This window comes from Dermatobacter hominis (assembly GCF_020715685.1).
Taxonomy (GTDB): Bacteria; Actinomycetota; Acidimicrobiia; order Acidimicrobiales; family Microtrichaceae; genus Dermatobacter; species Dermatobacter hominis.
The window spans coordinates 2,146,093-2,169,360 of sequence record NZ_CP085840.1; the positions used below are offsets into that span (position 1 = coordinate 2,146,093).

Consider the following 23,268-nt stretch of genomic DNA (forward strand, 5'->3'; position numbering starts at 1 on the left):
CGGCCGCACCCCGTCAGGCGTGCTGCGCGGCCCGCTGCTCGGCCATGGCGCGCTGCATGAGGTGCTCGAGCAGCGCGATGAGCACCATCTTCACCGACTCGCGCGAACGGGCGTCGGCCCGCACGAGCGGCACGTGCTCCGGCAGCGCCAGCGCCTCCCGCACCTCCTCGAGGGCGTAGGACCCGGCGTCGTCGAACTGGTTGACGACCGCCACGAACGGCACGCCGCGGCTCTCGAAGAAGTCCACGGCGGCGAAGCACTCCTGGATGCGCCGGGTGTCGAGCAGCACCACCGCACCGAGGGCCCCGTCGACGAGGTCGTCCCACATGAACCAGAAGCGCTCCTGGCCGGGGGTGCCGAACAGGTAGAGGATCAGCTCCGCGTCGATGGTGATGCGGCCGAAGTCCATCGCCACCGTCGTCGACGTCTTCCGGTCGATCTTCGACGTGTCGTCGACGGCCTCGGAGTACGCCGTCATCGTCGCCTCCGTGGTCAGCGGCTCGATCTCGGAGATCGCACCCACCAGCGTGGTCTTGCCCACCCCGAAGCCACCGGCGATGAGGATCTTGACCGGCTGGGGTGCGCCCGTCGGCGCCGGGAACCCGGAGGAGGGCCCGGGAGCCGGGGCGCGGTTGGGGTCAGAGGGCTCGTACTGCATCGATCATCCTCAGGAGGAGTGCGGGCGTTGCGGCCTGCCGTGCTTCGTGGATCTGGACGAGCCCGGCCTCCGCCAGGTCGCCGGCCAGGATCTGGGCGACGCCCAGGGGGATGCCGACGCGCGCCGCCACCTCGGCGACGGAGATCGGCGAGTTGCACATCCCGATGATCTGGGCGTGCTCGAACTGGAGCTGGCGGTCGTGCGCGCTGCCCGTCGCCACGACGAGGGCCTCCACCCGGAGGTGGACGCTGGCGTGGCGGGTGCGCCCACCGGTGATGACGAACGGGCGGACGAGCTCGCCGTCCTCGTCGTCGTCCTCCACGGTGGCGACATCCGGGTCCGCGGGCGCGACGCCGCCCGGCGGCGGTGCACCGGTGGTGGGGTCATCCCAGGCGGACATCGGTCGGTCGCTCGTGCGGGCGCGGTCGAGGAGCTCAGCCCGCGGCGAGGACGCTGCGGAGGCCGGCGCGGACCTGCGGGGTGAGGACGGTGCCGAAGCGCTCGACCAGGAGGGTCATCTCGTAGCCGACCAGCCCGACGTCCGCGTCCTTCGTCGACAGGATGCCGAGGCAGCTGCCGTCCGAGATCGAGGCGACGAACAGGAAGCCCGTGCTCATCTCGACCATGACCTGGTCGACCTCGCCGTAGCCGAAGCAGCGCGAGGCGCCGAGCGACAGGCTGGTCAGCCCGGCGGCGATCGCCGCGAACTGATCGGCGCGGGCCCGGTCGAGGTCGGTCGACATCGCCATCAGCAGTCCGTCGGAGCTGACGCACACGGCGTCGCTGACGCCGGGGGTCTGCTCGACGAAGCGCGACAGCAGCCAGGGGATCTGCTGCACCTGCTCGTTGACGTCAGTGATCACGGGGATCCTCCAGTTCCGGCGTCTCGTCGACACCGTTGTGATCGGCCGCCCAGTGCGAGGACGGAGACGGGCTGTGGGCGTCGTCGGCGGCGGCCGTCGACGCTGCCTCCGGTGACCCGGGGGACGTTGCGGTGCCGAGCGTCGTCGCCGACGCCGGCTCCTCGAGGGCCACGCCACCGAGGCCCCGGCTGCGACCGCCCTGGAAGGCGGAGAGCATCGACCGGACGCCGTCGGCGGAGCGGTCCCGCTCCGGTGCCGGCTCCGGCGCGGACTGGCCGAGCGGGCTGTCCTGCAGCGAGGCGCCGGGCACCCGTCGGGTGAGGCCGCCGCCGAGGCCGCCGCCCGCAGGGGCGGGCTCGGGCGCAGCTGCGACCGGCTGGGCCGGTGCCTCGGGGGCGAAGGTCGGCGTCGCCTGCGGCTCGGCGGTCGGCGTCGTCCAGGCCGGGGCCTCGGCCACCGGCTCGGGCCGGGCCGGCTCGGGCCGGCCCTGATCAGGCCACGCCGGGGCGGGCTCGGTCCACGTCGGGGCGGGCTCGGTCCACGTGGGCTCGGGCTCCGCGACCGGATCGGGCTGCGCGTCCCAGGTCTGGTCCGGGATGGCGGCCGGCGGCGGGGGCGGCTCGGCCGCGGGGGCCTCGCCGAAGGCGTCGGCGGCCAGGATGCCGGCGGCGAAGTCCTCGGCCGAGAAGGCCGGTGCGGGCGACGCCTCGGCAGCCTCCACGGGATCGACGTCGGCGACCGGATCGGCCAGGAACGTCGCCTCGTAGGCGGCGTCGGAGATCGAGGCCGCCGCGGTCGCCTCGTCGGCGGCGACCGCGCTCGCCTCGATCGCGCCGTCCTCGAGCAGGACCCGGTCGTCGAGGCCGGTGCCGTCGACCGGGGACGTCTCGTCGACGACTGCCGGATCGTCGATCAGGTGGCTGGCGTCGATGATCGACCCGTCGTCGACCGGCTCGGTGTCGTCGGGCCGCAGCGCCGCCCACTCGTCGACCGGCTCGGTGTCGTCGGGCCGCAGCGCCGCCCACTCGTCGACCGGCTCGGTGTCGTCGGGCCGCAGCGTCGCCCACTCGTCGACCGGCTCGGTGTCGTCGGGCCGCAGCGCCGCCCACTCGTCGACCGGCGGGGCGGTCCACTCGTCGGCAGCCGGCGTGGTGGTCTCGACCCACTCGCCGTCGGGCGTCGTCCAGCCACCGGCGTGGGCCTCGGCCACCGGCCCGGTCGGCTCGGCGGTCGGCACGGCCCAGTCGTCCACCGGCTCGGCGGACCACTCGTCGGCCGGCGTGGTCCACGTCTCGGCGGTGCCGTGGACGTCGCCGTTGCGGTCGGTGAGCGACGCCTCCGCGGCCTCGGCCTCGGGCACGTCGGGGATCCAGGTCCAGTCCTCGGAGCCGGTGGCCGTCGGGTCCCCGACCAGGTCCTCCCGGGAGGGCGGCGCGTCGGCGAACGGGTCGGCACCGGGGTCGATGACCGTCTCGGGCTGGACGACCTGGGCGGTCAGGCCGGCGCCGGGCGCGAACAGGTCGGGCGACTGGTCACGGGCGGCTCGGGTGCCGGGCAGCGGCCGGGCGATCGACGAGCGGTCGGCACCGCCGACGGTCGCCGTGGCGGGCAGGCTCACCACCGCGGTCACGCCGCGGCCGCCGGCGGTCGGCTGGAGGCGGACCAGCGCACCGGTCTTGGCCGCCAGCTTCGCGATCACGTACTGACCCAGGTAGCGGGTCGGCATGCCGTCGACCTCGTCGAGACCGGCGAGGCGCTGGTTGGCCGCGACGATCTCGACGTCGGCCATGCCGACGCCGTGGTCGATCACGGCGAGCTGGTAGCCGCCCTGGCCGAGCGACCGGCCGTCGATCTCGACCGTCGTGTCGGGCGGCGAGAACCGCAGGGCGTTCTCGATGAGCTCCGCCAGCATGTGGACGAGGTCGATGACGACCGGGCCCGTCAGCGTGGCGTCGCCGAGCTGGCCCAGGCGCACCCGCTCGAAGTCCTCGACCTCGCTCATCGCGGCTCGGACGACCTCGCTGAGCGGCGCGGGCTTGCGGCGACGGCGCGGGGTCTCCGAGCCGGTGAGGATCAGCAGCGACTCGGCGTTCCGGCGCATGCGGCTCGCCAGGTGGTCGAGCTTGAACAGGTGCTCCAGGAAGGCGGGGTCGGTCTCCCGCTGCTCGAGCGACGAGATGAAGTCGAGCTGGCGGCCGAGCAGGGCCTGGTTGCGACGGCCCAGGTTGGTCAGGGCGTCGGCGAGGTTGCGGCGGAGCACGGCCTGCTCGCCGGCCAGGCGGAGGGCGGTGTCCTGCACGTCGTTGAACGCGCCGGCCACCTCCTGCACCTCGGCGGCGCCGGTCGCCCGGATGACCGGCAGGTGGGTCTCGGGCGAGCCCGTCTGCTGGCTCTTCACCGCCTCGGGGAGGCGGACCATCGCCACCTCCTCCGCCTGGGTGGCGAGCTCCCGCAGCGGCCGGGCGATGGAGCGGATGGCGGAGCGGACCAGGACGGCGCTGACGAGCACCACGGCGATCAGGGCGGCGGCGGCCAGCAGCAGCACCCGGCGGCTCGAGGTGCCGAGGTCGTCGACCGCGGCGACGGCCTGCCCGGCGGCGGAGTCCCGCAGCGAGGTGAGGTCCTCGACCCGGTCGTCGGCACCGCTGATCCACTGGTCGACGGCGGCCTGGTCGACGGTCGCGCCCTCGGCAGCGGCGAAGAACAGCGAGTCACGACCGAGGCTGGCGGCGGCCAGCGCGTCGCCGACCCGGTCGATGCGGACGGTCAGGTCGTCCGACGCCGTGGCGGCGGCCTGCGTCGACTGGATGTCCTGGGCGGCGGCGAGCTCCGAGACCTGGGCGTAGACCTCGGGGACGAGCGAGCCGCGGAGGGCGAGCGCCTGGACGAGGTCGCGCTCCTTGGCGCCGGCCTCCTGGGCCGAGGCGAGCAGGTCGGCCGACGAGGCGGCGTCGTCGTCGATGGCGCCCTGCGGGTCGAACCCGGCGCGGCTCACCTCGAGCAGGTCGGCGATGGCGGGCGAGTAGCCGTCGACGGCCACCAGGCCGCCGGTGTTGGTGACGGCGAGCGAACCGGCGGCCTCGACCCGGTCGAGCGCCCGGTCGGTCATCGCCTTCAGGGCGCCGCCCTGCTGGGCGGCGAGCGCACGGAGCTGCTCGCTCGACGACGTGACCGCGCCGCGCAGCTCCTCGGTGGTCGGCTGGCCGGCCGCGAGGACCTGGCGCTCGGCCTGCATGGCGTCGACCACGTCGTACGCGGCGAGGGAGACCTCGGCGTTGCCGCTGAGCTTGGCGGCGTCCCGGGACTGCTGGACAGCCGTGGCCATGGCGTAGCCCGTGACCCCGAGCAGGCCCACGAGGGGGACGACCAGCAGGAGCATGAGGCGGCTGCGGATGCCCATGTGCCCGCGGGCCGCTGGTGGGGTGTTCGATCGGCGTGCCATCGCTCAGCGGATCGACCATCCGACCCATGGGGTTGAGAAATTCGACCCACACCGCTCGGGGGAGCGGTCCCCGGTGGGGCCGCCGGACGTCCGCCGGGGCGAGGGGCGTACGCTGTGGGCCGTGGCAAAGCGCAAGAAGCGAGCGAGCACCCTCCCCCCTCCGCCCTCGCCGCCGGTGACGGCCGGGCTGGTGTCGCCCATGCGGACGGTGCCCGCCGGGATCGCCCGTCCCGAGTACGCCCTGACCGGCACGCCGTCCTCCCGGCAGGCCCGCGCCATCCGCACCGACGACGAGCTGGCGGCCATGCGTGTGGCGGGCCGGGTCGCCGCCGACGCCCTGATCGAGGTCGGTCGCCACGTCCGGCCCGGGATCACGACCGACGAGCTCGACCGCATCGGCCACGAGGCGATGGTGGCGGCCGGCTCGTACCCCTCGACGCTCAACTACCGGGGCTTCCCCAAGTCGCTGTGCACCTCGGTGAACGAGGTCGTCTGCCACGGCATCCCCGACTCCCGACGGCTCCAGGACGGCGACATCGTCAACGTGGACGTGACGGCGTTCATCGAGGGCGTCCACGGCGACACGTCCTGCACGTTCCTCGTCGGCCACGTCGACCCGGCGTCGGTCGCGCTGGTCGCCCGGACGCGCGAGGCGATGCACGCCGGCATCTCGGTCGTCCGGCCCGGCGCCCGGGTCCGCGACATCGGCAAGGCGATCGAGGAGTCGGTGCTCCCCCACGGCTACTCGATCGTGCGGGAGTTCATCGGCCACGGGATCGGCGACCAGTTCCACACGTCGCTGCAGATCCCGCACTACTACGACCCCCGCAACGACACCGTGCTTCTGCCGGGCATGACGTTCACCGTCGAGCCGATGATCAACCTCGGGGCGGCCGGGGTCGCCATGTGGGACGACGGCTGGACCGTGTCGACCGTCGACCGCCAGCGGACCGCCCAGTTCGAGCACACCGTGCTCGTCACCGAGGACGGCCACGAGCTGCTCACGGTGCCGGCCGACGGCCGACCGGCCGACGTGCTCTTCGCCGTCGACCCCGTCGGCGCCGACGCCCGCCCGGTCTGACCCGCGGCCGACGGCCGCACCCCGACGCTTCCCCCACCACCGCCCGTCCCGGCGGGCGCGCCCCGGAGCGACGATGGACCACGACGACCGCCGGCGGCCCCGCGCCCGACCGCACCGGCGGCGCCGGGCCGGCACCCTCCGGTCGGCCGGTCACCGCCGGGCCCGCCGTCGCCGGCTGCTGGCGTGGGCGGTGGTCGCCGCCGTCGCGCTCGGCGTGCAGCGGACCGTGACCTCGGCCGCCGAGGCGAGGGCGGCGTGGACCGGGTCGACGACGGCACTCGTCGTCCGCCGACCGCTCGCCGCCGGCGCCGACGTCACGACCGCCGACCTGACCACCGAGCGGCGTCCGGCGGCGGTCCTGCCCACCGACGCCCTCGCGGAGCTGCCGGCGGGAGCCCTCGCCGCCGTGCGCCTCTCCCCCGGCACGGTGCTGACCCCGGCGCTCCTCGACGAGAAGGAGCGCAGCGCCACTGCGCGGGCGCTGCCGACGGGTCGGGTCGCCGTGGTCGTGCGCACCGGCGACCTGCCCCGGCTCGCCAGCCGCGGGGACGTGGTGGACGTCGCGGCACCGACGTGGGACGGGCCGGTCGCCACGTCGGCGACGGTGGTCGCCGTCGACGGCGACGCCGTGACGCTCGCGGTCATGGAGGACGACGCCGCCGCGACCGCCGCCGCGTCGCTGGCCGGCCCCGTGGCGCTGGTCGTCAGGCCGTGACCCGCCGCCACGACGGCGTGACGGGGCTCAGGTCCCCGGTGTCATGTCCGGCGCCCCGCCACCGGGCTCGGCATCGCCCGGGCCGTCCTCGCCGGTGCCGAGGTCGACGCCACGGCGCGGACGCCGGGGCGGCCGGTCCCCACGGCTCGGGATGTGGGCGTCGAGGTCGTGGCGCAACAGGAACCGGTTGTCGTCGTAGACCCACATCGTCTCGAAGGCGATCATCGCCCACAGCAGCACGTTGACGGCGACGAGGGTCCACAGCGCGTCGATCCGCACCGCGATCGGGGTGAGCGCCAGCAGCACCAGGGCCACCGTCAGGCGCTCGACGTTGACCGTCCCGGCGTTGCGGAGCCGCAGCACCACGTGGGCGAGCAGGTAGAGGGCGACGCCACCCATGAGGGCGACCGCCGAGACCGCGTCGAACGGCTCGTCGCCGTGCAGCACCGCGCCCTCGAACGCCAGCGCGGCGAGCACGATCCCGGCGACCATCGGGAAGTGGAGGTAGGAGTACGAGTCCCTGGCGAGCCGGTTCCGCTCCCGGCCCGCCGGCGCCTGCTCGAGCCGCCGGGCGGTGACGATGGCGACGATGTCGAAGTAGATCCACCACAGCGCGGCGGCGAGCCCGATGCCGAGCGCGCCGATCGTCGCCACCGACGCATCGAGCTCGGCCTGGGCGCCGAACCCGAGCGCGATGACCGACTCGCCGAGCGCCAGGATGATCACGAGGTTGTGCCGTTCGGCGAAGTGCCCGGGGACCAGACGCCACCGTTCGGCCCCGTAGCGGGCCGGGAAGCCGCAGTCGATCGCCAGCGCGAGGAACCAGATCGCGAGCTGCCAACCCGGCCCGACGAACGAGGCCACCACCAGCAGCCCGACGACGAGGGCGGTGACGACCGACAGCCCGACGACCCATCGGTGCAGGTCCGGGTCGTCGTGGGTGCCGAGCAGGAACAGGCTGACGTGGCCGAGCCGCACGAAGCCGTACGCAGCCGCGAACCACAGGGCCCGGTCCCCGAACGCCTCGGGGATCGCGAACGACGCGATGAGCAACGCCGCCATCACCAGGAACATGACGATCCGCACCGACCCCTCCTCGGGATCGACGAGGCTCGTCAGCCAGGCGAAGGACACCCACGCCCACCACACGACGCCCAGCACCACGAGCCCTCGGACCAGCCCGGTCCAGGAGTGCTCGTCGGCCATCAGCGCGGTGCACTGGGTGAAGGCGATGACGAAGACGAGGTCGAAGAAGAGCTCGAGCGGCTTCACCCCGTCCCGCTCGCGGAGCTCGGCCCGCAGCTCGATCCGGTGGCCGTTCGACCGGCGACGACGGCGCCACGGGAAGGCGTCCCGTCCGAGCTCCTGGCGATCCCGTCGACCGACCATGCCCACAGCATGGCCGACCGCGGCAGCGTCGTCGGTCAGGACGGTGCGCCGCCGCCCGCGTCAGCCGAGCCGCCCCGGTCGGCCGTGGCCGATCGTCGAGAGCGGCGCGACTCCACCTTGGTGCGCACCTGGCGCCCGACCTGCCGGGCGGTGGGGAGCCGCGGCGGGGCCTCTCCTCTGCCCACGGCCTTCATGCCGATCGCGAAGAACACCGCCGCCGCGAGCGTGAGCAGCGCGACGAACCAGCCGCCGATGCGGGTCGGCAGCGGCACCACGACGGGGATGAAGGCGCCCAGCACCCACGCCACCTGGAACCGGGACTCGAACCGGGCGAACGAGCGGCCGCGGTTGGCGTCGGGCGCGTCGCGCTGCACGACCGCGTCGAAGGCCTGCTTGCCCGCCGAGGCGGCGATCGCGATGAAGAAGGCCAGCATCGCCTGGCCGCTGAGGCCCGCCATGAGGGCGCCGCTGAGCCCGGCGACCACGCCGAGGCCGAGCGACCCGAGCAGCAGCAGCTCCTCGCGGATCGCCCGTCGGACGAAGGGCGCGACGGCGGCGCCGACCAGGCCGCCGGCCACGCTGAGGGCGACGATGACGCCGAAGTGCCAGGCCGGGGTGCCGCCGGGCGGCGCGATCGCGTCGCCGGGCGACAGCTCCGTCCCGGAGGGGACGGCGCCCGCCACGCGGCCGAGCCCGGTGCCCAGCTCGGCCACCTTCTCCCCGCCGCGGAGGGCGAAGGCGAGCAGGAAGGTGACGAAGCCGACGACCGCCCGGAGGGTGCCCATGGCCGACGCCGCGCTGAGGACGCCGGCGCTGCGCAGCTCCGCCTTCTCCTGGTCGCCCGCGGGCTCGGCGGCGATCGTCGTGGCCGGGACGCGCAAGGCGGCGATGACCGCGGCGCCGAAGGCGAGCGCGGCCAGGAACACCACCGCGCTGGGACCGATGACGAGCAGCAGCAGACCGCCGGGGATGCCCGCCGCGAAGCCGGCGAGCCCCGAGATCAGCTGGAGCTTCGAGTTGGCCTCGACCAGGCCGGCGTCGCTGTCGACGACCGTCGGCACGATCGCCGCCTTGGCCACCTGGTAGGTCTTGGCCAGGACGAGCATGACGAAGGCCTCCGGGAACAGCAGGAGGCTGTCGCCGCTGACCGAGCCGATCATCAGGAACGCCACGACGGCGCGCCCGACCGCCGAGCCGACCAGCACGGCGCGGTGCCCGCCCTTCGCCCGGTCCATGGCCGGGCCGATCAACGGCCCGACGAGGGCGAACGGGGCCATCGTGAAGAGCAGGTAGGCGCCGATCTTCCACCGCGCCTCGGACGGGTCGACGTCGAAGAACAGCGACCCGGCGAGCGACATCGCCACGAGCGCGTCGCCCGCCAACGACAGCACGTGGGTGAGCGCCAGGCGCCCGAACGGCGACCGGATGTCGACGCGCGGCTCCGACAGCCGGACCGGTTCGCCGTGGTCGCTCACGGGGCCATGGTACGAGTGGCCCCCGACCCTCCCGCCCGCGGGCCGGCGCTCAGGCGCGCGGGGCGGAGAACTTGTACCCGAGGCCGCGGATCGTCGTGATCCGGGTCGGGTGCGAGGGGTCGTCCTCCACCTTGGAGCGCAGCCGCTTCACGTGCACGTCGAGCGTCTTGGTGTCGCCCACGTAGTCGCTGCCCCACACCCGGTCGATCAGGGTGGCCCGGGGCAGGACCCGACCGGCGTTCTCCATCAGCACCGCCAGGAGCTCGAACTCCTTGAGCGGCAGGGTGACCTGCTCGCCGCGGACGCGCACCTCGTGGCGGTCCATGTCGAGCTCGACGTCGTCGATGGCGAGCACGTCCTCGGACGCCATCACCGCGTCGCCGCCGGCGCGGGGCTGGCGCCGCAGCACCGCGCGCATCCGCGCGACCAGCTCGCGCAGCCGGTACGGCTTGGTGACGTAGTCGTCGGCGCCGACCTCGAGCCCGACGACCGTGTCGATCTCGGAGGTGCGGGCCGTGACCATGATGATCGGCACCTCGCTCCGCTGGCGGATCTCTCGGCAGACGTCGAGCCCCGACACCGTGGGCAGCATGACGTCGAGCAGGACCAGGTCGGGGTCGAGCTCGTCGAAGCGGTCCATCGCCTCAGCGCCGTCGCGAGCGATCTCGACGTCGAAGCCCTCGCGGCGCAGGCCGATGGAGAGCGCTTCAATGAAGGCCTCCTCGTCCTCCACCACCAGCACGGTGGGGCTCGCGGTACCGGCGGCGCTCATGGACCCTCCTGTCGGTCGGCCCGTCGGGGCAGGACCAGCGTGAACTCGGAGCCGACGCCCTCGGTCGACTCGACCCGCACCTCGCCGCCGTGGTTGCTCGCGACGTGTCGGACGATGGCGAGGCCGAGGCCCGTGCCGCCGGTCCGCCGCGAGCGCGCCCGGTCGACCCGGTAGAAGCGCTCGAAGATCCGGTCGAGGTCGCGGCGCGGCACCCCGATGCCCTCGTCGCCCACGGTGAGGCGGACCGTGCCCTCGGGGTCGATGTCGCCCTCGCCGACGACCACCGCCGCGACCACGATCTCGGAGTCCTCGGGCGAGTACTTCACGGCGTTGTCGAGCAGGTTGAACAGCGCCGAGACGAGCTGGCGGCGGTCGCCGTGCAGGACCAGGTCGCCCGGCACGTCGACGCGGATCTTGATGCCCGCCTGGTCGGCCGCGGGCCCGAGCCGGCTCTCGGCCTCGCCCACGAGCGAGCGCACGTCGAGGTCCTCGAACTCCGTGTCGTCGCCGAACTCGATGCTGCTCAGCTCGAGCAGGTCGTCGACCGTGCAGCTCACCCGATCGGCCTCGGTGATCATCCGCTCGGCGAGACGTTCGACCACCGACGGATCGGGTTCGTCGCGCACCGTCTCGGCGAGCAGGCCGAGGGCGCCGATCGGTGTCTTCAGCTCGTGCGAGATGTTGGCGACGAAGTCGCGGCGGACCGTCTCGGTGCGGCGCTGGAGCGACCGGTCCTCGACCATCGCCATGGCGCCGTCGACCACGGTCGGGACGTCGCCGTCGGGGCCGTCGAGCACGGTGCCGAACGGCCGGGCGATCACGACGAACGACGCGGCCGGCGGTCCGAAGAGCTCGACCTCGCGCCGCACGGAGCGGCCGGCGAGCGCCTCGGCGAGGACCTCCTCGATCGCAGCGGCGACGAGCACGTGGCCGTCGCGGGCCTCGAACATCGCGCGGGCGGCGGCGTTGCGGTACAGCTCCTGGCCGCTGCCGTCCCAGAGCACGACGGCACGCTGCAGCTGGTCGATCACCGAGCGGAACCGCTCGAGCAGCAGCCGGTCCTCGTCGACGAGCGGGCTCGGCTCCTCCGCGGCGGCCGTGCCGGCGTCCGCAGTGTCGGCCGCGCCGCCGTCGGCGACGGGGACGGCCCGGAGGGCGACGCGCCGGTAGTGCAGCGCGGCGGCCGTGGTCGCCACGACGGCCAGCGCGAGGAGGACCGCCAGCACGGTCACGTTCTGCTCCGCCCCACGTCCAGCCTCAGCCGTCGTCGTCGCCGGGATCCGGCGCGAAGGACCCGGAGTCGTCGAACGCCGCCGACGGGTCGATGTCGTCGGGCTTCGGATCCGTCTGGGTGCGGAGGTGGTGGCGCGCCGATCCGGTGTGCTCGGGCAGCCAGCCGGTCACCATGTACTGGACCCGCTCGCCGATGTTCACGGCGTGGTCGCCGATGCGCTCGAAGTAGCGCCCGATCATCGCGAGCTGCACCGCACCCTGGAGGTTGAGGTTGTCGACCGAGTGCGAGGTGAAGATGGCCTGCACGTAGGCGGTCTGCAGCTCGTCGAGGCGGTCGTCGATGTCGTCCAGCGCGGCGGCGAGCGAGGTGTCGGCGTCGACGTAGGAGTCGATCGCGGCGCGGACGAGGAAGGCGGCCTCCTCGCCCATGTGCTCGATCAGGCCGCGGAGCTGGGGCCCGAACTCGACGTCGTAGATCCGTCGGGACGCCTTGCACACGTTGACCATGAGGTCGGCCGACCGCTCGAGCTCGGAGATGAGCCGCAGGGTCGTGAGGATGAAGCGGAGGTCGCCCGCGATCGGGGCCTGGAGCGCGAGCAGCTGGCAGCAGCGCTCCTCCAGGCCGAGGCAGAAGTCGTCGATGACGTCGTCGCCGTCGATCAGCAGCTGGGCGGCGTGCAGGTCGCGGTCGAGCAGGGCGGCGGTGCCGCGGCCGATGGTCTCGCAGACCATCACGCCGAGGCGGATGAGGTCGGAGCGGAGTGACTCCATCTCCTCGTGGAACTCGATGCGCATCTCATCCATGCGTGGTCCTTCGGTCGGCGTCGGCGGGCTGACGTGGTCGGTGATCCCGATCCGCGGGTCAGCCGAACCGGCCCGTGATGTAGTTCTCCGTCCGCTCGTCGCTCGGGTTGGAGAAGATCGTGGCCGTGCGGTCGAACTCCACGAGCAGCCCGGTGCGGACGTCGCTCTCCGGGTTGACCTCGGTGGAGAAGAACGCGGTGGCATCGCTGACGCGAGCCGCCTGCTGCATGTTGTGCGTCACGATCACGATCGTGTAGTCGGTCTTGATCTCCTTCATCAGGTCCTCGATGCGCGCCGTCGCGATCGGGTCCAGGGCGGAGCAGGGCTCGTCCATCAGGATGACCTCGGGGTCGACGGCCACCGCCCGGGCGATGCACAGGCGCTGCTGCTGACCGCCCGACATGCCGAGCGCCGACGACTTGAGCCGGTCCTTCACCTCGTCCCACAGCGCGGCGCGCTGCAGGGAGCGCTCCACGATGTCGTCGAGCTCGGACTTCTTCCTGATCCCGCCGATGCGGGGTCCGTACGCGACGTTGTCGTAGATCGACTTCGGGAACGGGTTGGGCTTCTGGAAGACCATCCCGATCCGCCGCCGCACCTCCACCGCGTTCACACCCGGGTCGTAGAGCCCGACGCCGTGGTAGTCGAGCCGGCCTTCGACCCGAGCGCCCTCGATCAGGTCGTTCATCCGGTTGAAGCAACGGAGGACGGTCGTCTTGCCGCAGCCGGACGGACCGATGAAGCCGGTGATCTCGTTGCGGCGGATCCTCATGTCGACGCCACGGACGGCGCGGTAGGCGCCGTAGTAGACCGACAGGCCCTCGACGTCGAACACGACAGGGGCCGGGGCGGGCTCGTCCACGGCGTGGACCTCGAGCGCCGGCTCCTCGGTCACCACCGGGGTCGGGGCGACGGTCGACGGCTCGCTGCCGGGCAGCCCGGCGGTGGGGACCAGCCCCTCTGCTGGGGCGACTGCGTCCTGTGACATCGGCGGCTGCTCCTCGTCGGGCACTGTGTGGTCCGGTGCGTAGGGGTCGGTCGTTCGGGTTCGGTCGGGGATCCGGCGGTGGGCGTCGTCAGCGGAGGGCGTATCGACGGGCCACGAACCGGGCGATGAGGGTCAGCACCAACACGATACCGATCAGGGTCACCGCAGCCCCCCAGGCCAGTTCGGTGGCGAGGCTGCCGCCGTTCTGGAGCTGCGAGTAGATCTGGGCGGACAGCGTCGTGTTCTGACCGCTGAACCGCCAGTTCGTCGTGGTCACGAAGCCGACGGTGAACACGATCGGGGCGGTCTCGCCGGCGGCACGGGCCACCGCCAGCAGGCAACCCGACACGATCCCCGGCAAGGCGGCCGGGAGGGTCACGCTGACGGTGGTCTTCCACGTCCGCGTGCCCAGCGCGGCGGACGCCTCGCGCAGCGGATCGGGAACCAGGCGGAGCATCTCCTCGGTCGAGCGGACGACGATCGGGAGCATCAGGCAGCCGAGCGCGAGCGACGCCGCGAACGCCGACTTGCCGCCCACACCGAAGCGCAGCACCCAGATCGAGTAGATGAACACGCCCATGACGACCGACGGCACGCCGGTCATCACGTCGGTCATGAAGCGGATGAAGCTCGCCAACCGGTTCTTCTTGCCGTACTCGTTCAGGTAGACGGCACCCATGATCCCCAAGGGGATCGCCATGGCGGACGCACCCAGCACGGTCAGGAAGGTGCCGACGATGGCCGGCTGCATGCCGAGCACGACCGAGTCGTCGCTGCTCTCGGAGGTGTCGCCGGTCTCGGACCCGCTGCCGAAGCCGAGGTCGTCGAGCTTCTCGTTGTTGGCCAGGTCGGCACGGCCGACGTCGGCCGGGATCGGCTTGGTCCACCAGTCGACGTTCATGACGGCGGGGAGGCCCTGGCTGAACACGTTGGCCGCCATCAGCACCAGCGGACCGGCCGCGAGCAGGAAGGCGATCGCCATCGCGAGGGTCGCGACCTTGTTGCGGACGCGACGGCCCGGGGAGATGTTGGACCCCGAGAGCTCCCGCCGGATCCGCTCCGGCGTGATCGGTTCGTCGGGAGGGGCGACCGCGCTCACGCCGCCCCCTTCACCCTGCGGTCCACTGCGACGACCATGCGCCGGGCGGACACGTTGACCAGGATCGTCAGGATGAACAGGCACACGCCCAGCCCGATCAGGGCGGCGCGGAAGAGGTCGTCGGCCTCGGAGAGGTTGCGGAAGATCTGGGCCGGCATGGTCTCGCCGACGGCGAAGATGTTGGCCGTGATGTCGGGCCGGGCGCCGATCAGCAGCGCCACTGCGACCGTCTCGCCCATCGCCCGGCCGAGGCCGAGCATCACGGCCCCCGTCATGCCGCCGGTCGAGTGCGGGAACACGACGCCGCGGATCATCTCCCACCGGGTCGCCCCGAGCGCCAGCGCACCGGCCTTGTCGTTCTCCGGGACGGTCATGAAGACCTCGCGGGTCACCGCGGTGATGATCGGGGTGATCATCAGCGCCAGCACGAGCGCCGCCGATGCATAGCTCGACCCGGTCGACGGGCCGAAGATCGTGCTGAGCACCGGGATGCCGGCCACGGCGTCGGAGATGGCGTTGAACGCGGACTGGAAGCGCGGGATCAGGTAGTAGAAGCCCCAGAGGCCGAACACGACGGACGGGATGGCGGCCAGGAGGTCGATCGTCGTCGTGACGGCGCCGCGGGCCCGGCGGTGCACCACCTCGGTCACGAACAGGGCGATGCCCACGCTGATGGGGACCGCGACGATGATGGCGAGGACCGACACGAGCACCGTGCCGAAGACGAGGGGGACGATGCCGTACTTGCCCTCGGACGGCACCCACTCCGTGCCGAAGAAGTAGCTGGCCCCGAGCTCGCTGAACGCAGGCCACGCCTTGTTCGTGGTCACCACGGCGACGAGCACCAGGATGAGCAGGACCATCAGCCCAGCGAGGAGGGCGATCCGCCGGAAGAAGCGGTCGGTGCGGCCGCCGGCGCCATCGACCCGGAGGTCCGGCGCGTCCCGGGGCGGCTTGCGGGCCGGACCCTGGGGATCGGTCTCGAGTTCGAGGGTCATGCGCTCTCGATCAGGCGGGGGTCGGACAGACGTTAAGGGAGACGGTGCGCCGGCACGAGCTTTGTCCGGCTGGCGTCGGAAGGGTGGTCGGCCCGGTCACGGGCGGAGGGCTCGGCAGGGGCTCCATCCCACCCGTGACCGGTCGCGACCGTCACTCAGCCGCCGATCTGGTCGATCTGGTCGTACGCCTTCTGCTGGAGGTCCTCCGGGAGGCCGACGTAGCCGAGCTTCTGCGCCTGCTCCTGGCCGGTCGTGAGCACGTACTGGAGGTACGTCTTCAGCGTGGTGGCCTTGGCGGCGTCCGCCTGCACCTTGGTGACCAGCAGGTAGGTCGGCGCGGTGATCGGGTAGCTGTCGGCGCCCGGCGCGTTCAAGGGGTTGTAGGTGAGGTCGGGGGCGACCTCGGCGTTGGCGACGGCGGACTCGGTCGCCTTCGCCGACGGGGCGACGTACTCGCCGTCCGCGTTCTTGATCGCGGCGAACGTGAGGTCGGCCTTGATGGCGTCGGCGAGGTCGACGTAGCCGACGGCGCCGTCGGTCTGGCCGATCAGGGCGGCCACGCCGGAGTTCTTCTCGGCGCCCTGCGTCGCGGCCGGCCAGTTCACCGTGTCACCCGAATCGAGCTTCCAGACGTCGGGCGCCGCCGACTTCAGGTACTTGGTGAAGTTGCTGGTCGTCCCCGAGCCGTCCGAGCGGTGGACGACCGTGATCTTCGTCGACGGCAGGGTCGCGTCGGGGTTGTCGGCCTCGATGGCCGGGTCGTCCCACGTGGTGATCTCGGCCTGGAAGATCTTCGCCACCGTGTCGGGGCTGAGCTGCAGCTCGTCGACGCCGTCGAGGTTGTAGCTCACCGTGATCGGCGCGGCGACGGTCGGGAAGAACAGCACCGGCGACGGGAAGCTCTCGTCGGGCTTGGGGAGCGAGTCGCTCCCGGCGAAGTCGAGCGTGCCGGACGCCAGCTGCTTGCGGCCGTCGGACGAGCCGCTCTTCGCGTAGGTCACGAGCTCGGAGCCGGCGACGCCGTCGAAGTCCGAGTTGACCGCCTGGTAGAAGGCGTCGGGGAAGCTGGCGCCGCCGCCGGAGACCTTGGCCGTGAGGGCCTTGATGTCCGCGTCGGTCGGAGCGGCGGGGCCCTTGGCCTCCGTCGTGGTGGTGGAACCGTCGGAACCCGACGAGTCCGAGTCCTTGTCGTCACCGCACGCGGCGGCCACCAGGCCCACCGCGAGGAGCAACGCCATCAGCCAGGCGAACCGGCCCTTCTGCAACATGCAACCGCCTCCTCGGAGGTCTCTTGATCATCGGTGGCTCGTCCGCCACCTGGCGGCTCCGTCGCCACCTGCCGGCAACGTAGGGACCCGGGGTGGACGCCAGGCGGGCGCCAGGTGAACGAGAGGTGAACCGCGACTGAAGGTTCGGTGCGGCGGTCGCTCGACCCGCATCGTTCCGCGGTTCCTGCAGGTGACGTGGAGGTGAACTCGGGACCGCCTCCCCCGGCGGGGCTCGGCTCAGCTGGTGATGTCGCGGGACAGGAACAGCCGCACCAGCCGACGGTCGGTGTCCCAGGTCAGGTGCCCGTCGAGCTCCGACACGGGCACCCACCGGCGGTCGTCGATCTCCCGGTTGGGCGTGAACCCCTCGTCGCGGTCGACGGTCATCGCCCACCAGCGCACTCGCTTGTCCTCGCCCTTGGGCGTGTCGTAGCGGACCTCGGTGAGCCGTTCGCCGAGCGTGCAGCGCAGGCCGGTCTCCTCCCATACCTCGCGCAGCGCCGCCTCGCGGTGCCGCTCGCCCTGCTCGAGCTTGCCCTTGGGGAGCGACCAGTCGTCGCGCGGCGCCGGCCGGTGGACGACCAGCACCTCGACCTCATCCGCTCGGCGTCGCCACACCACCCCGCCCGCGGCCCGCACCACGGGCCGGTCCGGGCTCGCCACCTCAGCGCACCCCGGGGCGCGTCACCGACGCCCGACCGAGGCCCGCTTGAGGGCGTGCTCCTGCTGCTCCAGGTGGGTCTCGACGGTGCCGTTGCGGGGGACGTGGGTCCAGCGGTCGTCGTGCTGCTCCCACGCCAGCGTGTCGTCCGCGAGCGTCACGGCCAGCACCTCGTCCATCCGGACCCGCAGCTCGGGCGACCGCACCGGCACCACGGCCTCGACGCGGCGGTCGAGGTTGCGGGGCATGAGGTCGGCGGAGCCGATGAAGTGGAGCTCCTGGCCCGGTCCCCTGCCGTTCGCGAAGCGGTAGATCCGCGAGTGCTCGAGGTAGCGACCGACGATCGAGCGGACCGTGATGTTGTCCGACAGCCCGGGCACACCGGGTCGGATGCACGAGATGCCGCGGATGATGAGCTCGATCCGCACGCCGTCCTGCGAGGCGGCGTAGAGCTCGTCGATCATGTCGGCGTCCACCAGGCTGTTCATCTTCATGATGATGTGCCCGGTCCCCGGCGCCGCAGAACGCTCGTTGCGGATGAACCGGACGAGCCCGTTGCGCAGCGTGTGCGGGGCGACGAGCAACTTGGCGTAGTGGACGTCGCGGGCGTAGCCGGTCAGGTAGTTGAACAGCTGCGTGAGGTCCGCGCCGAGGTCGGGGTCGGCGGTGAGCAGCCCGACGTCCTCGTAGAGGCGCGCCGTCTTGGAGTTGTAGTTGCCCGTGCCGATGTGGCAGTAGCGGTTGACGCTCTCGCCCTCGTCGCGCACGACCAGGCAGGTCTTCGTGTGGGTCTTGAGCCCGACGAGCCCGTACACGACGTGCACGCCGGCCTGCTCCAGGCGGCGGGCCCACTCGATGTTGCGCTCCTCGTCGAAGCGGGCCTTCAGCTCGACCAGCGCCACCACCTGCTTGCCCATCTCCGCCGCCTTGATCAGCGCGGCGACGATCGGGCTGTCGCCCGAGGTGCGGTACAGGGTCAGCTTGATGGTCAGGACCTTCGGGTCCCGGGCGGCCTGGCGGATGAACTCCTCGACGGAGGTCGAGAAGCTGTCGTAGGGGTGGTGGACCATGATGTCGCCGTCGCGCATGACGGCGAAGATGTCGGGCGGCTCCTCGTCCTCGGTCAACGCCAGGCGGTGCTGCGTCACCGGCACGAACTCGGGGTACTTCAGGTCGGGCCGGTCCACGTCGGCCACGGCGAACAGGCCGCCGAGGTCGAGCGGGGCCGAGTGCGCGGTCACGTCGTCGTCGGTGAGCTCCAGCTCGTCACGGATGAGCTCGAGCGCCTCGGCCGAGATGTCGTCCTCGACCTGCAGGCGGACGGCCTTGCCGAAGCGGCGGCGGCGCAGCTCCATCTCGATGGCTGCGAGGAGGTCGTCGGCCTCCTCCTCCTCGACCGTGAGGTCCGCGTTGCGCGTGACCCGGAAGGCGACGTGGTCGAGCACCTCCATGCCGGGGAACAGCTCGTCGAGGTGGTGGGCGATGACCTGCTCCAGCGGCACGAACCGCTCACCGTCGGGCATCACGACGAAGCGGGGGAGCAGCGACGGCACCTTGACTCGGGCGAAGCGGCGCTGGTCGGTGGTCGGGTCCCGCACGATCACGCCGAGGTTCAGCGACAGGCTCGAGATGTACGGGAACGGGTGGCCCGGGTCGACGGCGAGCGGCGTCAGGACCGGGAAGATCCGGTTGCGGAACTCGACGGTGGCCCACTCGCGGTCGTCGTCGTCGAGCTCGTCCCAGGTCGAGAAGACGATCCCCTCCTCGGCGAGCGCGGTGCAGATCGGACCCAGGAAGATCTCGTCGGCCCGCTCGACGAGCTCGGCGGTCCGGGCGCCGATGGCGTCGAGCTGCTCGCCGGCGCTCATGCCGTCGGCGCTGCGCCGGGTGACCCCGGCGGCCACGCGGTCCTTGAGGCCGGCGACGCGGACCTGGAAGAACTCGTCCAGGTTCTGGCTGAAGATCGCGAGGAACTTGACCCGCTCGAGCAGGGGCGTGGCGGCGTCGTCCGCGAGCGCCAGCACGCGTGCGTTGAAGTCCAACCAGGACAGCTCCCGGTTCAGGTAGGGCGACCGCTCTTCCACCGGGTCCGTCATGGCCTCAGGCTATCGGCCGCACGGGCGCCGCAAGCCTGCGACCCGGGGCGTGATCAGCGGTCGTCGTCGCCGAGGTCCCACGTGAGCTCGATGAGCTCGCGCTCGGCGTCGCGGGCGACGCGCTCCTTGTTGCGCTTGAACTGCGGGTCGTGCGGCGGGAGCAGCATGAGCCGGGCGTTGACGCGGGAGCGGAAGTCGTCGATGAGCTGCGTGTCGCCGTGGTCGCCGCGGATCTCCCAGTGCGGGGCGACCGGGCCGAGGTAGACGATCGTGGCGGCGGCCACCCACTCGATGGGCTCGTCGGTCTCGGGGGCGTAGGTGTCGGACATGGGTGCCGAGCCTACCGGCCGCACCCGTGGGTGGCCGTGTCGGGGAACGCCGGCCCGGCCGCCGTCGGAGCCTCAGCGAGAGCCCAGGGTGGCGGTGCCCTCCATCTCCGTGCCGCCCCGCTGCCAGACGATGCGGACGGAGTCGCCGGGGTCCTTGGCCCGGACCGCGACGCCCACGTCGGCGGCGGTCCGCACCCGCTTGTCGTCGACCGAGGTGATGACGTCGCCCTGCTGGAGGCCGGCCGACGCGGCGCCGGTGCCGGCGTTCACCGATTGCACGAAGGCGCCCGACGTCGCGGTGACCTCGTAGCGGTCGCGGATGGCGTCGTCGATCGAGCTCACGTCGACGGTCTCGACGCCGAGGAGGGGACGCACCTGCTGGGCAGGGCGACCGGCCTTGAGGTCGTCGACGATCGAGCGGATCTCGTCGATCGCCAGGGCGAAGCCGATGTTCTGGGCATCGGCGAGGATCGCGGTGTTCACGCCGACGACCTGGCCGTTGGCGTTGACGAGGGGCCCGCCGCTGTTGCCGGGGTTGATGGCGGCGTCGGTCTGGATGAGGTTGTCGAGCGAACCGCCGTCGGGCGTCTGGATGGACCGGGTGAGCGCGCTGACGATGCCGGTGGTCACGCTCGGCGCCTCGCCGAGGTTCAGCGCGTTGCCGATCGCCACGACCGAGTCCCCGACCTGGAGCGAGTCGGAGCTGCCGAGCTCCGCAGGGGTCACCGGCTGCGTCAGCCCGTCGGCCTGGAGCACGGCGACGTCGGCCGACGGCACCGACCCGAGCAACCGAGCCTCGGCGGTCCGGCCGTCGGCGAAGTCGAGCTCGATGGTCTGCGCGCCGGCGACGACGTGGGCGTTGGTCAGCACGATCCCGTCCTCGGACAGGACGATGCCGGAGCCGGCGGCCTCGCCGCCGCGCACGCCGGTGTGGATGGACACCACGGACGGCCGGACCTTCTGGAGCAGCGCGTGGATCTCGAGGGGGTCGCCGGCGATCGTGACGGCCGGCCGCCCGGGGTCGACCGGGGCGGGCGCGGCGCGGCCGGCATCGCTGCGGTCCCAGAGCGCCGCGGTGGTCGCCACCCCGGCGACGATCGCGCCGACCAGCGCGCTGAGCAGGACCGTGCGCAGGGTGTGGCCACGCGTCGAGCGGGGCGTAGGCGCCGGCGCGTGCGGCGCCGCTGCGCCGCCGCCGAGCGTGGGCGGTCCGGCACCGTACGGAGGTGGACCGCCGGGCGGGCCCGACCCTCCGGTGCCCCCGATCGGGCCGGGCGGTGGCACAGCGCCGACCGCAGGTCCCGTCGCATGGGTGACCGATGTGGCACCCGGCGGCGCGTCGGGGAGCGCCCACGGCGTGCTGGGCGGGCCCAGCGGCGTCGCGGTCGGTGGACCGGACGGCGGGTGGTCGACCGGACCGGACCCCACCCGTGGCGGGGCGCCGGAGGGGTCGTGGGGCGGCGCCGTCATCCTCCGAGTATGCGCCGCGGACGCCGGTGGCTGTCGTCCGGTGCTGTGACGCATGTCCCGGGGCACTGAGCAGCCTTTCAGCGGGTCACGGATGTCCGGAACAAAAGGGGGTCCCCTGGCGTCAGACTTCCCGTATGGATCCGGTACTGGACACCGAATGGATGGCGCAGGGCAACTGCGCCGACAAGCCCCCGAGCCTCTTCTTCCCGTCCGACGGGGTGGGGGTCGAGGTCGCCAAGCGAGTGTGTGCCGACTGCCCCATGAAGGCTGACTGCCTCGAGTACGCCCTGGACAACAGGATCGACCACGGGGTGTGGGGTGGCACCAGCGAGCGAGAGCGACGTCGCATCCTCAAGGCGCGCAGTGCGCGCCGCCCCGCCGGTGTGAGCTGAGACCCTGCCCCCCACTGTGGCCCCGCCTGAGCGGGGCCGAACCCACCACGCGCAGCGGCCGCCCTCCGGGGCGGCCGTTCGCGTCAGGCGGACTTCTTCTGCTGACTGGGGTCGTCGTCGTCGTCCGCCCCACCCTCGGCCAGGCCCTTCTTGAACTCCTTCTGGGCCGACCCGATGTTGCGGGCGAGCTTGGGGAGCTGCGAGCCGCCGAAGATGACGAGGGCGATGATCACGACGATCAGCCATTCGTTGCCGCTGAACATGGACTCACCATACCGTTCCGGTCCGAGCGCCCCCTATCGGGGGCCACCCGTTCGCGCAGTGTTCTCATTCCCGTGACCTCTTCGTCTCCGAGGCCCCGAGGGACGTGACGGCTCCGGCGCCCGCGCCCCCTCCGTCCGATCCCGACGCCGCCGATGCCTTCGCCGCGGCCCGGCGGCGGGGACGATCGGCTCGGTCGGCCATGGCCCCGGAGCAGCGTGCCGTGGCGACGGCCGCCGTCCACCGGGCGCTCGTCGCGCTGGACGAGCTGCGGGCGCCGACCGGCTCGGGCCGCGTCGCGCTCAGCCGGGCGCTGCCGGGCGAGCTCGACCTCGGCGCGGCGGCCGAGGACCTGCGGCGCCGGGGGTGGACCACCTGGTTGCCGGTGGTCGACCCCGACCCGCCGGCCGGCGCGCCGTCGATGGCGTTCCGCGAGTGGCGGCCCGAGGACACGCTGGTGGTCGGGGCCTTCCGCATCGAGGAGCCCCCGGCCGACGGTCGGCCGGACGTGGCGGCGGAGGCCCTCGACGTGGTCGTCGTCCCCTGCCTCGCCGTCGACCTCGACGGCACGAGGGTCGGCTTCGGCGCGGGGTACTACGACCGCGCGCTCGCGGACCGACGTCGACGTCCGCTCGTCGTGGTCGCCGCGTTCGACGCCCAGGTCGAGCCCGCGCTGCTCCCCCGCCGTCCGTGGGACGTGCCCGGCGACGTCGTGGTCACCGATCGGCGCACGGTCCGCACGGGCCGCCGCTGAACGGGGCGGGCCGCGCCATCGGACGTGCGGCGCGCTGGCAGCGGCTCAGGCGGTGCGTGACTGCTGGGCGGCGCGAGCGAGGGCCCGCTGCCGGCGGATGCGGCGGCGCTCGCGCTCGCTGAGCCCGCCCCAGATCCCGAACTTCTCACCGTTGGCGAGGGCGTACTCGAGGCAGTCCTCACGGACGACGCAGCCCTGGCAGACCTGCTTGGCCTCCTTGGTGGACGCGCCGCGCTCCGGGAAGAAGAGGTCGGGATCGACACCCAGGCAGTTCGCGAACGCCTGCCAGCTCTCCACCGCCGCGTCGTCGTCGGGAGTCGAGGTGGTCTCCTCCGGGCGGTCGTGAGATGCGTCGGTCATGGGTCCCCTCCGGTTCGCCGTTCCGGTCGTCCGGTCCGAACGAACCCGTGTGGTCGAAGTGGTCGTTGGTGTGCGTGTCCCGCCGGGTCATCGACCGGACGGGCAGCTCGGTTCGGGCGATCGGTCATGCCGGTGCAATCCATCGTTCGATGTAATTACA

Annotated in this window: 23 protein-coding genes; 4 read left to right on the forward strand and 19 right to left on the reverse strand. The window is 72.7% G+C overall.

Annotation, left to right across the window (positions count from 1 at the left end):
* Positions 1 to 13: 13 nt before the first annotated feature.
* Genes LH044_RS10095 through LH044_RS10110 form a run of 4 tightly spaced genes read right to left on the reverse strand, consistent with a single transcriptional unit; the run spans position 14 to position 4,963 of the window.
* Positions 14 to 658: a GTP-binding protein gene (locus tag LH044_RS10095; protein ID WP_227759905.1), complete on the reverse strand. Its 645-nt coding sequence runs from the start codon at positions 656 to 658 to the stop codon at positions 14 to 16.
* Positions 639 to 1,058 carry a DUF742 domain-containing protein gene (locus LH044_RS10100; RefSeq protein ID WP_227759906.1) on the reverse strand — a complete coding sequence of 140 codons (420 nt, stop codon included), beginning with the start codon at positions 1,056 to 1,058 and terminating at the stop codon, positions 639 to 641. Before LH044_RS10100 ends, LH044_RS10095 begins: the two co-directional genes overlap by 20 nt.
* Before the next feature lie 34 nt (positions 1,059 to 1,092).
* Positions 1,093 to 1,518, reverse strand: a complete 426-nt coding sequence (locus tag LH044_RS10105) for a roadblock/LC7 domain-containing protein (protein ID WP_374210608.1) — start codon at positions 1,516 to 1,518, stop codon at positions 1,093 to 1,095.
* Entirely contained in the window at positions 1,511 to 4,963 is a 3,453-nt protein-coding gene (locus LH044_RS10110) for an ATP-binding protein (protein ID WP_227759908.1), read from the reverse strand. Before LH044_RS10110 ends, LH044_RS10105 begins: the two co-directional genes overlap by 8 nt.
* 199 nt (positions 4,964 to 5,162) lie before the next feature.
* On the opposite strand from LH044_RS10110, the gene map reads away from it, so the two are divergent.
* Positions 5,163 to 6,044 (forward strand): type I methionyl aminopeptidase, encoded by an 882-nt coding sequence (gene map / locus LH044_RS10115; protein ID WP_374210609.1) that lies wholly within the window; start codon positions 5,163 to 5,165, stop codon positions 6,042 to 6,044.
* A 73-nt stretch (positions 6,045 to 6,117) separates the two neighbouring features.
* Positions 6,118 to 6,759, forward strand: coding sequence for an SAF domain-containing protein (locus tag LH044_RS10120; protein WP_227759910.1), 642 nt, complete (start codon positions 6,118 to 6,120; stop codon positions 6,757 to 6,759).
* Positions 6,760 to 6,786: 27 nt separating this feature from the next.
* Here LH044_RS10120 and LH044_RS10125 read toward each other — a convergent pair whose 3' ends face one another.
* From LH044_RS10125 to LH044_RS10185, 13 genes are all read right to left on the reverse strand, one after another.
* Positions 6,787 to 8,148, reverse strand: coding sequence for a low temperature requirement protein A (locus LH044_RS10125; protein WP_227759911.1), 1,362 nt, complete (start codon positions 8,146 to 8,148; stop codon positions 6,787 to 6,789).
* A 35-nt stretch (positions 8,149 to 8,183) separates the two neighbouring features.
* Positions 8,184 to 9,623, reverse strand: coding sequence for an MFS transporter (locus LH044_RS10130; protein WP_227759912.1), 1,440 nt, complete (start codon positions 9,621 to 9,623; stop codon positions 8,184 to 8,186).
* 49 nt (positions 9,624 to 9,672) lie between these two features.
* On the reverse strand, positions 9,673 to 10,395 hold the full coding sequence (locus LH044_RS10135; RefSeq protein WP_227759913.1) for a response regulator: 723 nt from the start codon (positions 10,393 to 10,395) through the stop codon (positions 9,673 to 9,675).
* Entirely contained in the window at positions 10,392 to 11,627 is a 1,236-nt protein-coding gene (locus LH044_RS10140) for a sensor histidine kinase (protein ID WP_227759914.1), read from the reverse strand. Before LH044_RS10140 ends, LH044_RS10135 begins: the two co-directional genes overlap by 4 nt.
* 25 nt (positions 11,628 to 11,652) lie before the next feature.
* Complete coding sequence (gene phoU, locus LH044_RS10145) at positions 11,653 to 12,432, reverse strand: phosphate signaling complex protein PhoU (RefSeq protein ID WP_227759915.1); 780 nt, start codon at positions 12,430 to 12,432, stop codon at positions 11,653 to 11,655.
* A 58-nt stretch (positions 12,433 to 12,490) separates the two neighbouring features.
* Positions 12,491 to 13,420, reverse strand: coding sequence for a phosphate ABC transporter ATP-binding protein PstB (gene pstB, locus LH044_RS10150; protein ID WP_227759916.1), 930 nt, complete (start codon positions 13,418 to 13,420; stop codon positions 12,491 to 12,493).
* Between the two features lie 88 nt (positions 13,421 to 13,508).
* Positions 13,509 to 14,519, reverse strand: coding sequence for a phosphate ABC transporter permease PstA (gene pstA, locus LH044_RS10155; RefSeq protein WP_227759917.1), 1,011 nt, complete (start codon positions 14,517 to 14,519; stop codon positions 13,509 to 13,511).
* Positions 14,516 to 15,517 carry a phosphate ABC transporter permease subunit PstC gene (pstC, locus tag LH044_RS10160; RefSeq protein ID WP_227759918.1) on the reverse strand — a complete coding sequence of 334 codons (1,002 nt, stop codon included), beginning with the start codon at positions 15,515 to 15,517 and terminating at the stop codon, positions 14,516 to 14,518. The genes pstA and pstC overlap by 4 nt, the downstream gene beginning before the upstream one ends.
* A 155-nt stretch (positions 15,518 to 15,672) precedes the next feature.
* The gene (gene pstS / locus LH044_RS10165) at positions 15,673 to 16,785 is read right to left on the reverse strand and encodes a phosphate ABC transporter substrate-binding protein PstS (protein ID WP_227759919.1); all 1,113 of its coding nucleotides are present in this window, start codon (positions 16,783 to 16,785) and stop codon (positions 15,673 to 15,675) included.
* Positions 16,786 to 17,022: 237 nt separating this feature from the next.
* Complete coding sequence (locus LH044_RS10170; RefSeq protein ID WP_227759920.1) at positions 17,023 to 17,448, reverse strand: NUDIX hydrolase; 426 nt, start codon at positions 17,446 to 17,448, stop codon at positions 17,023 to 17,025.
* Between the two features lie 21 nt (positions 17,449 to 17,469).
* A complete protein-coding gene (locus tag LH044_RS10175; RefSeq protein WP_227759921.1) occupies positions 17,470 to 19,542 on the reverse strand; it encodes an RNA degradosome polyphosphate kinase in 2,073 nt (690 codons plus the stop codon).
* Positions 19,543 to 19,595: 53 nt separating this feature from the next.
* Complete coding sequence (locus LH044_RS10180) at positions 19,596 to 19,871, reverse strand: hypothetical protein (RefSeq protein WP_227759922.1); 276 nt, start codon at positions 19,869 to 19,871, stop codon at positions 19,596 to 19,598.
* A 72-nt stretch (positions 19,872 to 19,943) separates the two neighbouring features.
* On the reverse strand, positions 19,944 to 20,957 hold the full coding sequence (locus tag LH044_RS10185) for a S1C family serine protease (RefSeq protein WP_227759923.1): 1,014 nt from the start codon (positions 20,955 to 20,957) through the stop codon (positions 19,944 to 19,946).
* Between the two features lie 518 nt (positions 20,958 to 21,475).
* On the opposite strand from LH044_RS10185, the gene LH044_RS10190 reads away from it, so the two are divergent.
* Positions 21,476 to 21,733, forward strand: coding sequence for a WhiB family transcriptional regulator (locus LH044_RS10190; protein ID WP_227759924.1), 258 nt, complete (start codon positions 21,476 to 21,478; stop codon positions 21,731 to 21,733).
* A gap of 83 nt (positions 21,734 to 21,816) precedes the next feature.
* On the opposite strand, the gene LH044_RS10195 is transcribed toward LH044_RS10190, so the two are convergent.
* The gene (locus tag LH044_RS10195) at positions 21,817 to 21,996 is read right to left on the reverse strand and encodes a twin-arginine translocase TatA/TatE family subunit (RefSeq protein ID WP_227759925.1); all 180 of its coding nucleotides are present in this window, start codon (positions 21,994 to 21,996) and stop codon (positions 21,817 to 21,819) included.
* A gap of 104 nt (positions 21,997 to 22,100) precedes the next feature.
* On the opposite strand from LH044_RS10195, the gene LH044_RS10200 reads away from it, so the two are divergent.
* Complete coding sequence (locus tag LH044_RS10200) at positions 22,101 to 22,748, forward strand: 5-formyltetrahydrofolate cyclo-ligase (RefSeq protein WP_227759926.1); 648 nt, start codon at positions 22,101 to 22,103, stop codon at positions 22,746 to 22,748.
* Positions 22,749 to 22,793: 45 nt separating this feature from the next.
* Here the strand turns inward: LH044_RS10200 and LH044_RS10205 are convergent, their stop codons facing one another.
* Positions 22,794 to 23,108 (reverse strand): WhiB family transcriptional regulator, encoded by a 315-nt coding sequence (locus LH044_RS10205; protein ID WP_304512053.1) that lies wholly within the window; start codon positions 23,106 to 23,108, stop codon positions 22,794 to 22,796.
* Positions 23,109 to 23,268: the final 160 nt, after the last annotated feature.

Coding starts and splice junctions, on each gene's coding strand:
- pstC (WP_227759918.1), bottom strand. CDS start 15,517: ATGACCCTCGAACTCGAGACCGATCCCCAGGGTCCGGCCCGCAAGCCG.
- LH044_RS10125 (WP_227759911.1), bottom strand. CDS start 8,148: ATGGTCGGTCGACGGGATCGCCAGGAGCTCGGACGGGACGCCTTCCCG.
- LH044_RS10180 (WP_227759922.1), bottom strand. CDS start 19,871: ATGTCCGACACCTACGCCCCCGAGACCGACGAGCCCATCGAGTGGGTG.
- LH044_RS10175 (WP_227759921.1), bottom strand. CDS start 19,542: ATGACGGACCCGGTGGAAGAGCGGTCGCCCTACCTGAACCGGGAGCTG.
- map (WP_374210609.1), top strand. CDS start 5,163: ATGCGGACGGTGCCCGCCGGGATCGCCCGTCCCGAGTACGCCCTGACC.
- LH044_RS10095 (WP_227759905.1), bottom strand. CDS start 658: ATGCAGTACGAGCCCTCTGACCCCAACCGCGCCCCGGCTCCCGGGCCC.
- LH044_RS10205 (WP_304512053.1), bottom strand. CDS start 23,108: ATGACCGACGCATCTCACGACCGCCCGGAGGAGACCACCTCGACTCCC.
- pstB (WP_227759916.1), bottom strand. CDS start 13,420: ATGTCACAGGACGCAGTCGCCCCAGCAGAGGGGCTGGTCCCCACCGCC.
- LH044_RS10135 (WP_227759913.1), bottom strand. CDS start 10,395: ATGAGCGCCGCCGGTACCGCGAGCCCCACCGTGCTGGTGGTGGAGGAC.
- LH044_RS10120 (WP_227759910.1), top strand. CDS start 6,118: ATGGACCACGACGACCGCCGGCGGCCCCGCGCCCGACCGCACCGGCGG.
- LH044_RS10190 (WP_227759924.1), top strand. CDS start 21,476: ATGGATCCGGTACTGGACACCGAATGGATGGCGCAGGGCAACTGCGCC.
- phoU (WP_227759915.1), bottom strand. CDS start 12,432: ATGGATGAGATGCGCATCGAGTTCCACGAGGAGATGGAGTCACTCCGC.
- LH044_RS10100 (WP_227759906.1), bottom strand. CDS start 1,058: ATGTCCGCCTGGGATGACCCCACCACCGGTGCACCGCCGCCGGGCGGC.
- LH044_RS10110 (WP_227759908.1), bottom strand. CDS start 4,963: ATGGCACGCCGATCGAACACCCCACCAGCGGCCCGCGGGCACATGGGC.
- LH044_RS10195 (WP_227759925.1), bottom strand. CDS start 21,996: ATGTTCAGCGGCAACGAATGGCTGATCGTCGTGATCATCGCCCTCGTC.
- pstS (WP_227759919.1), bottom strand. CDS start 16,785: ATGTTGCAGAAGGGCCGGTTCGCCTGGCTGATGGCGTTGCTCCTCGCG.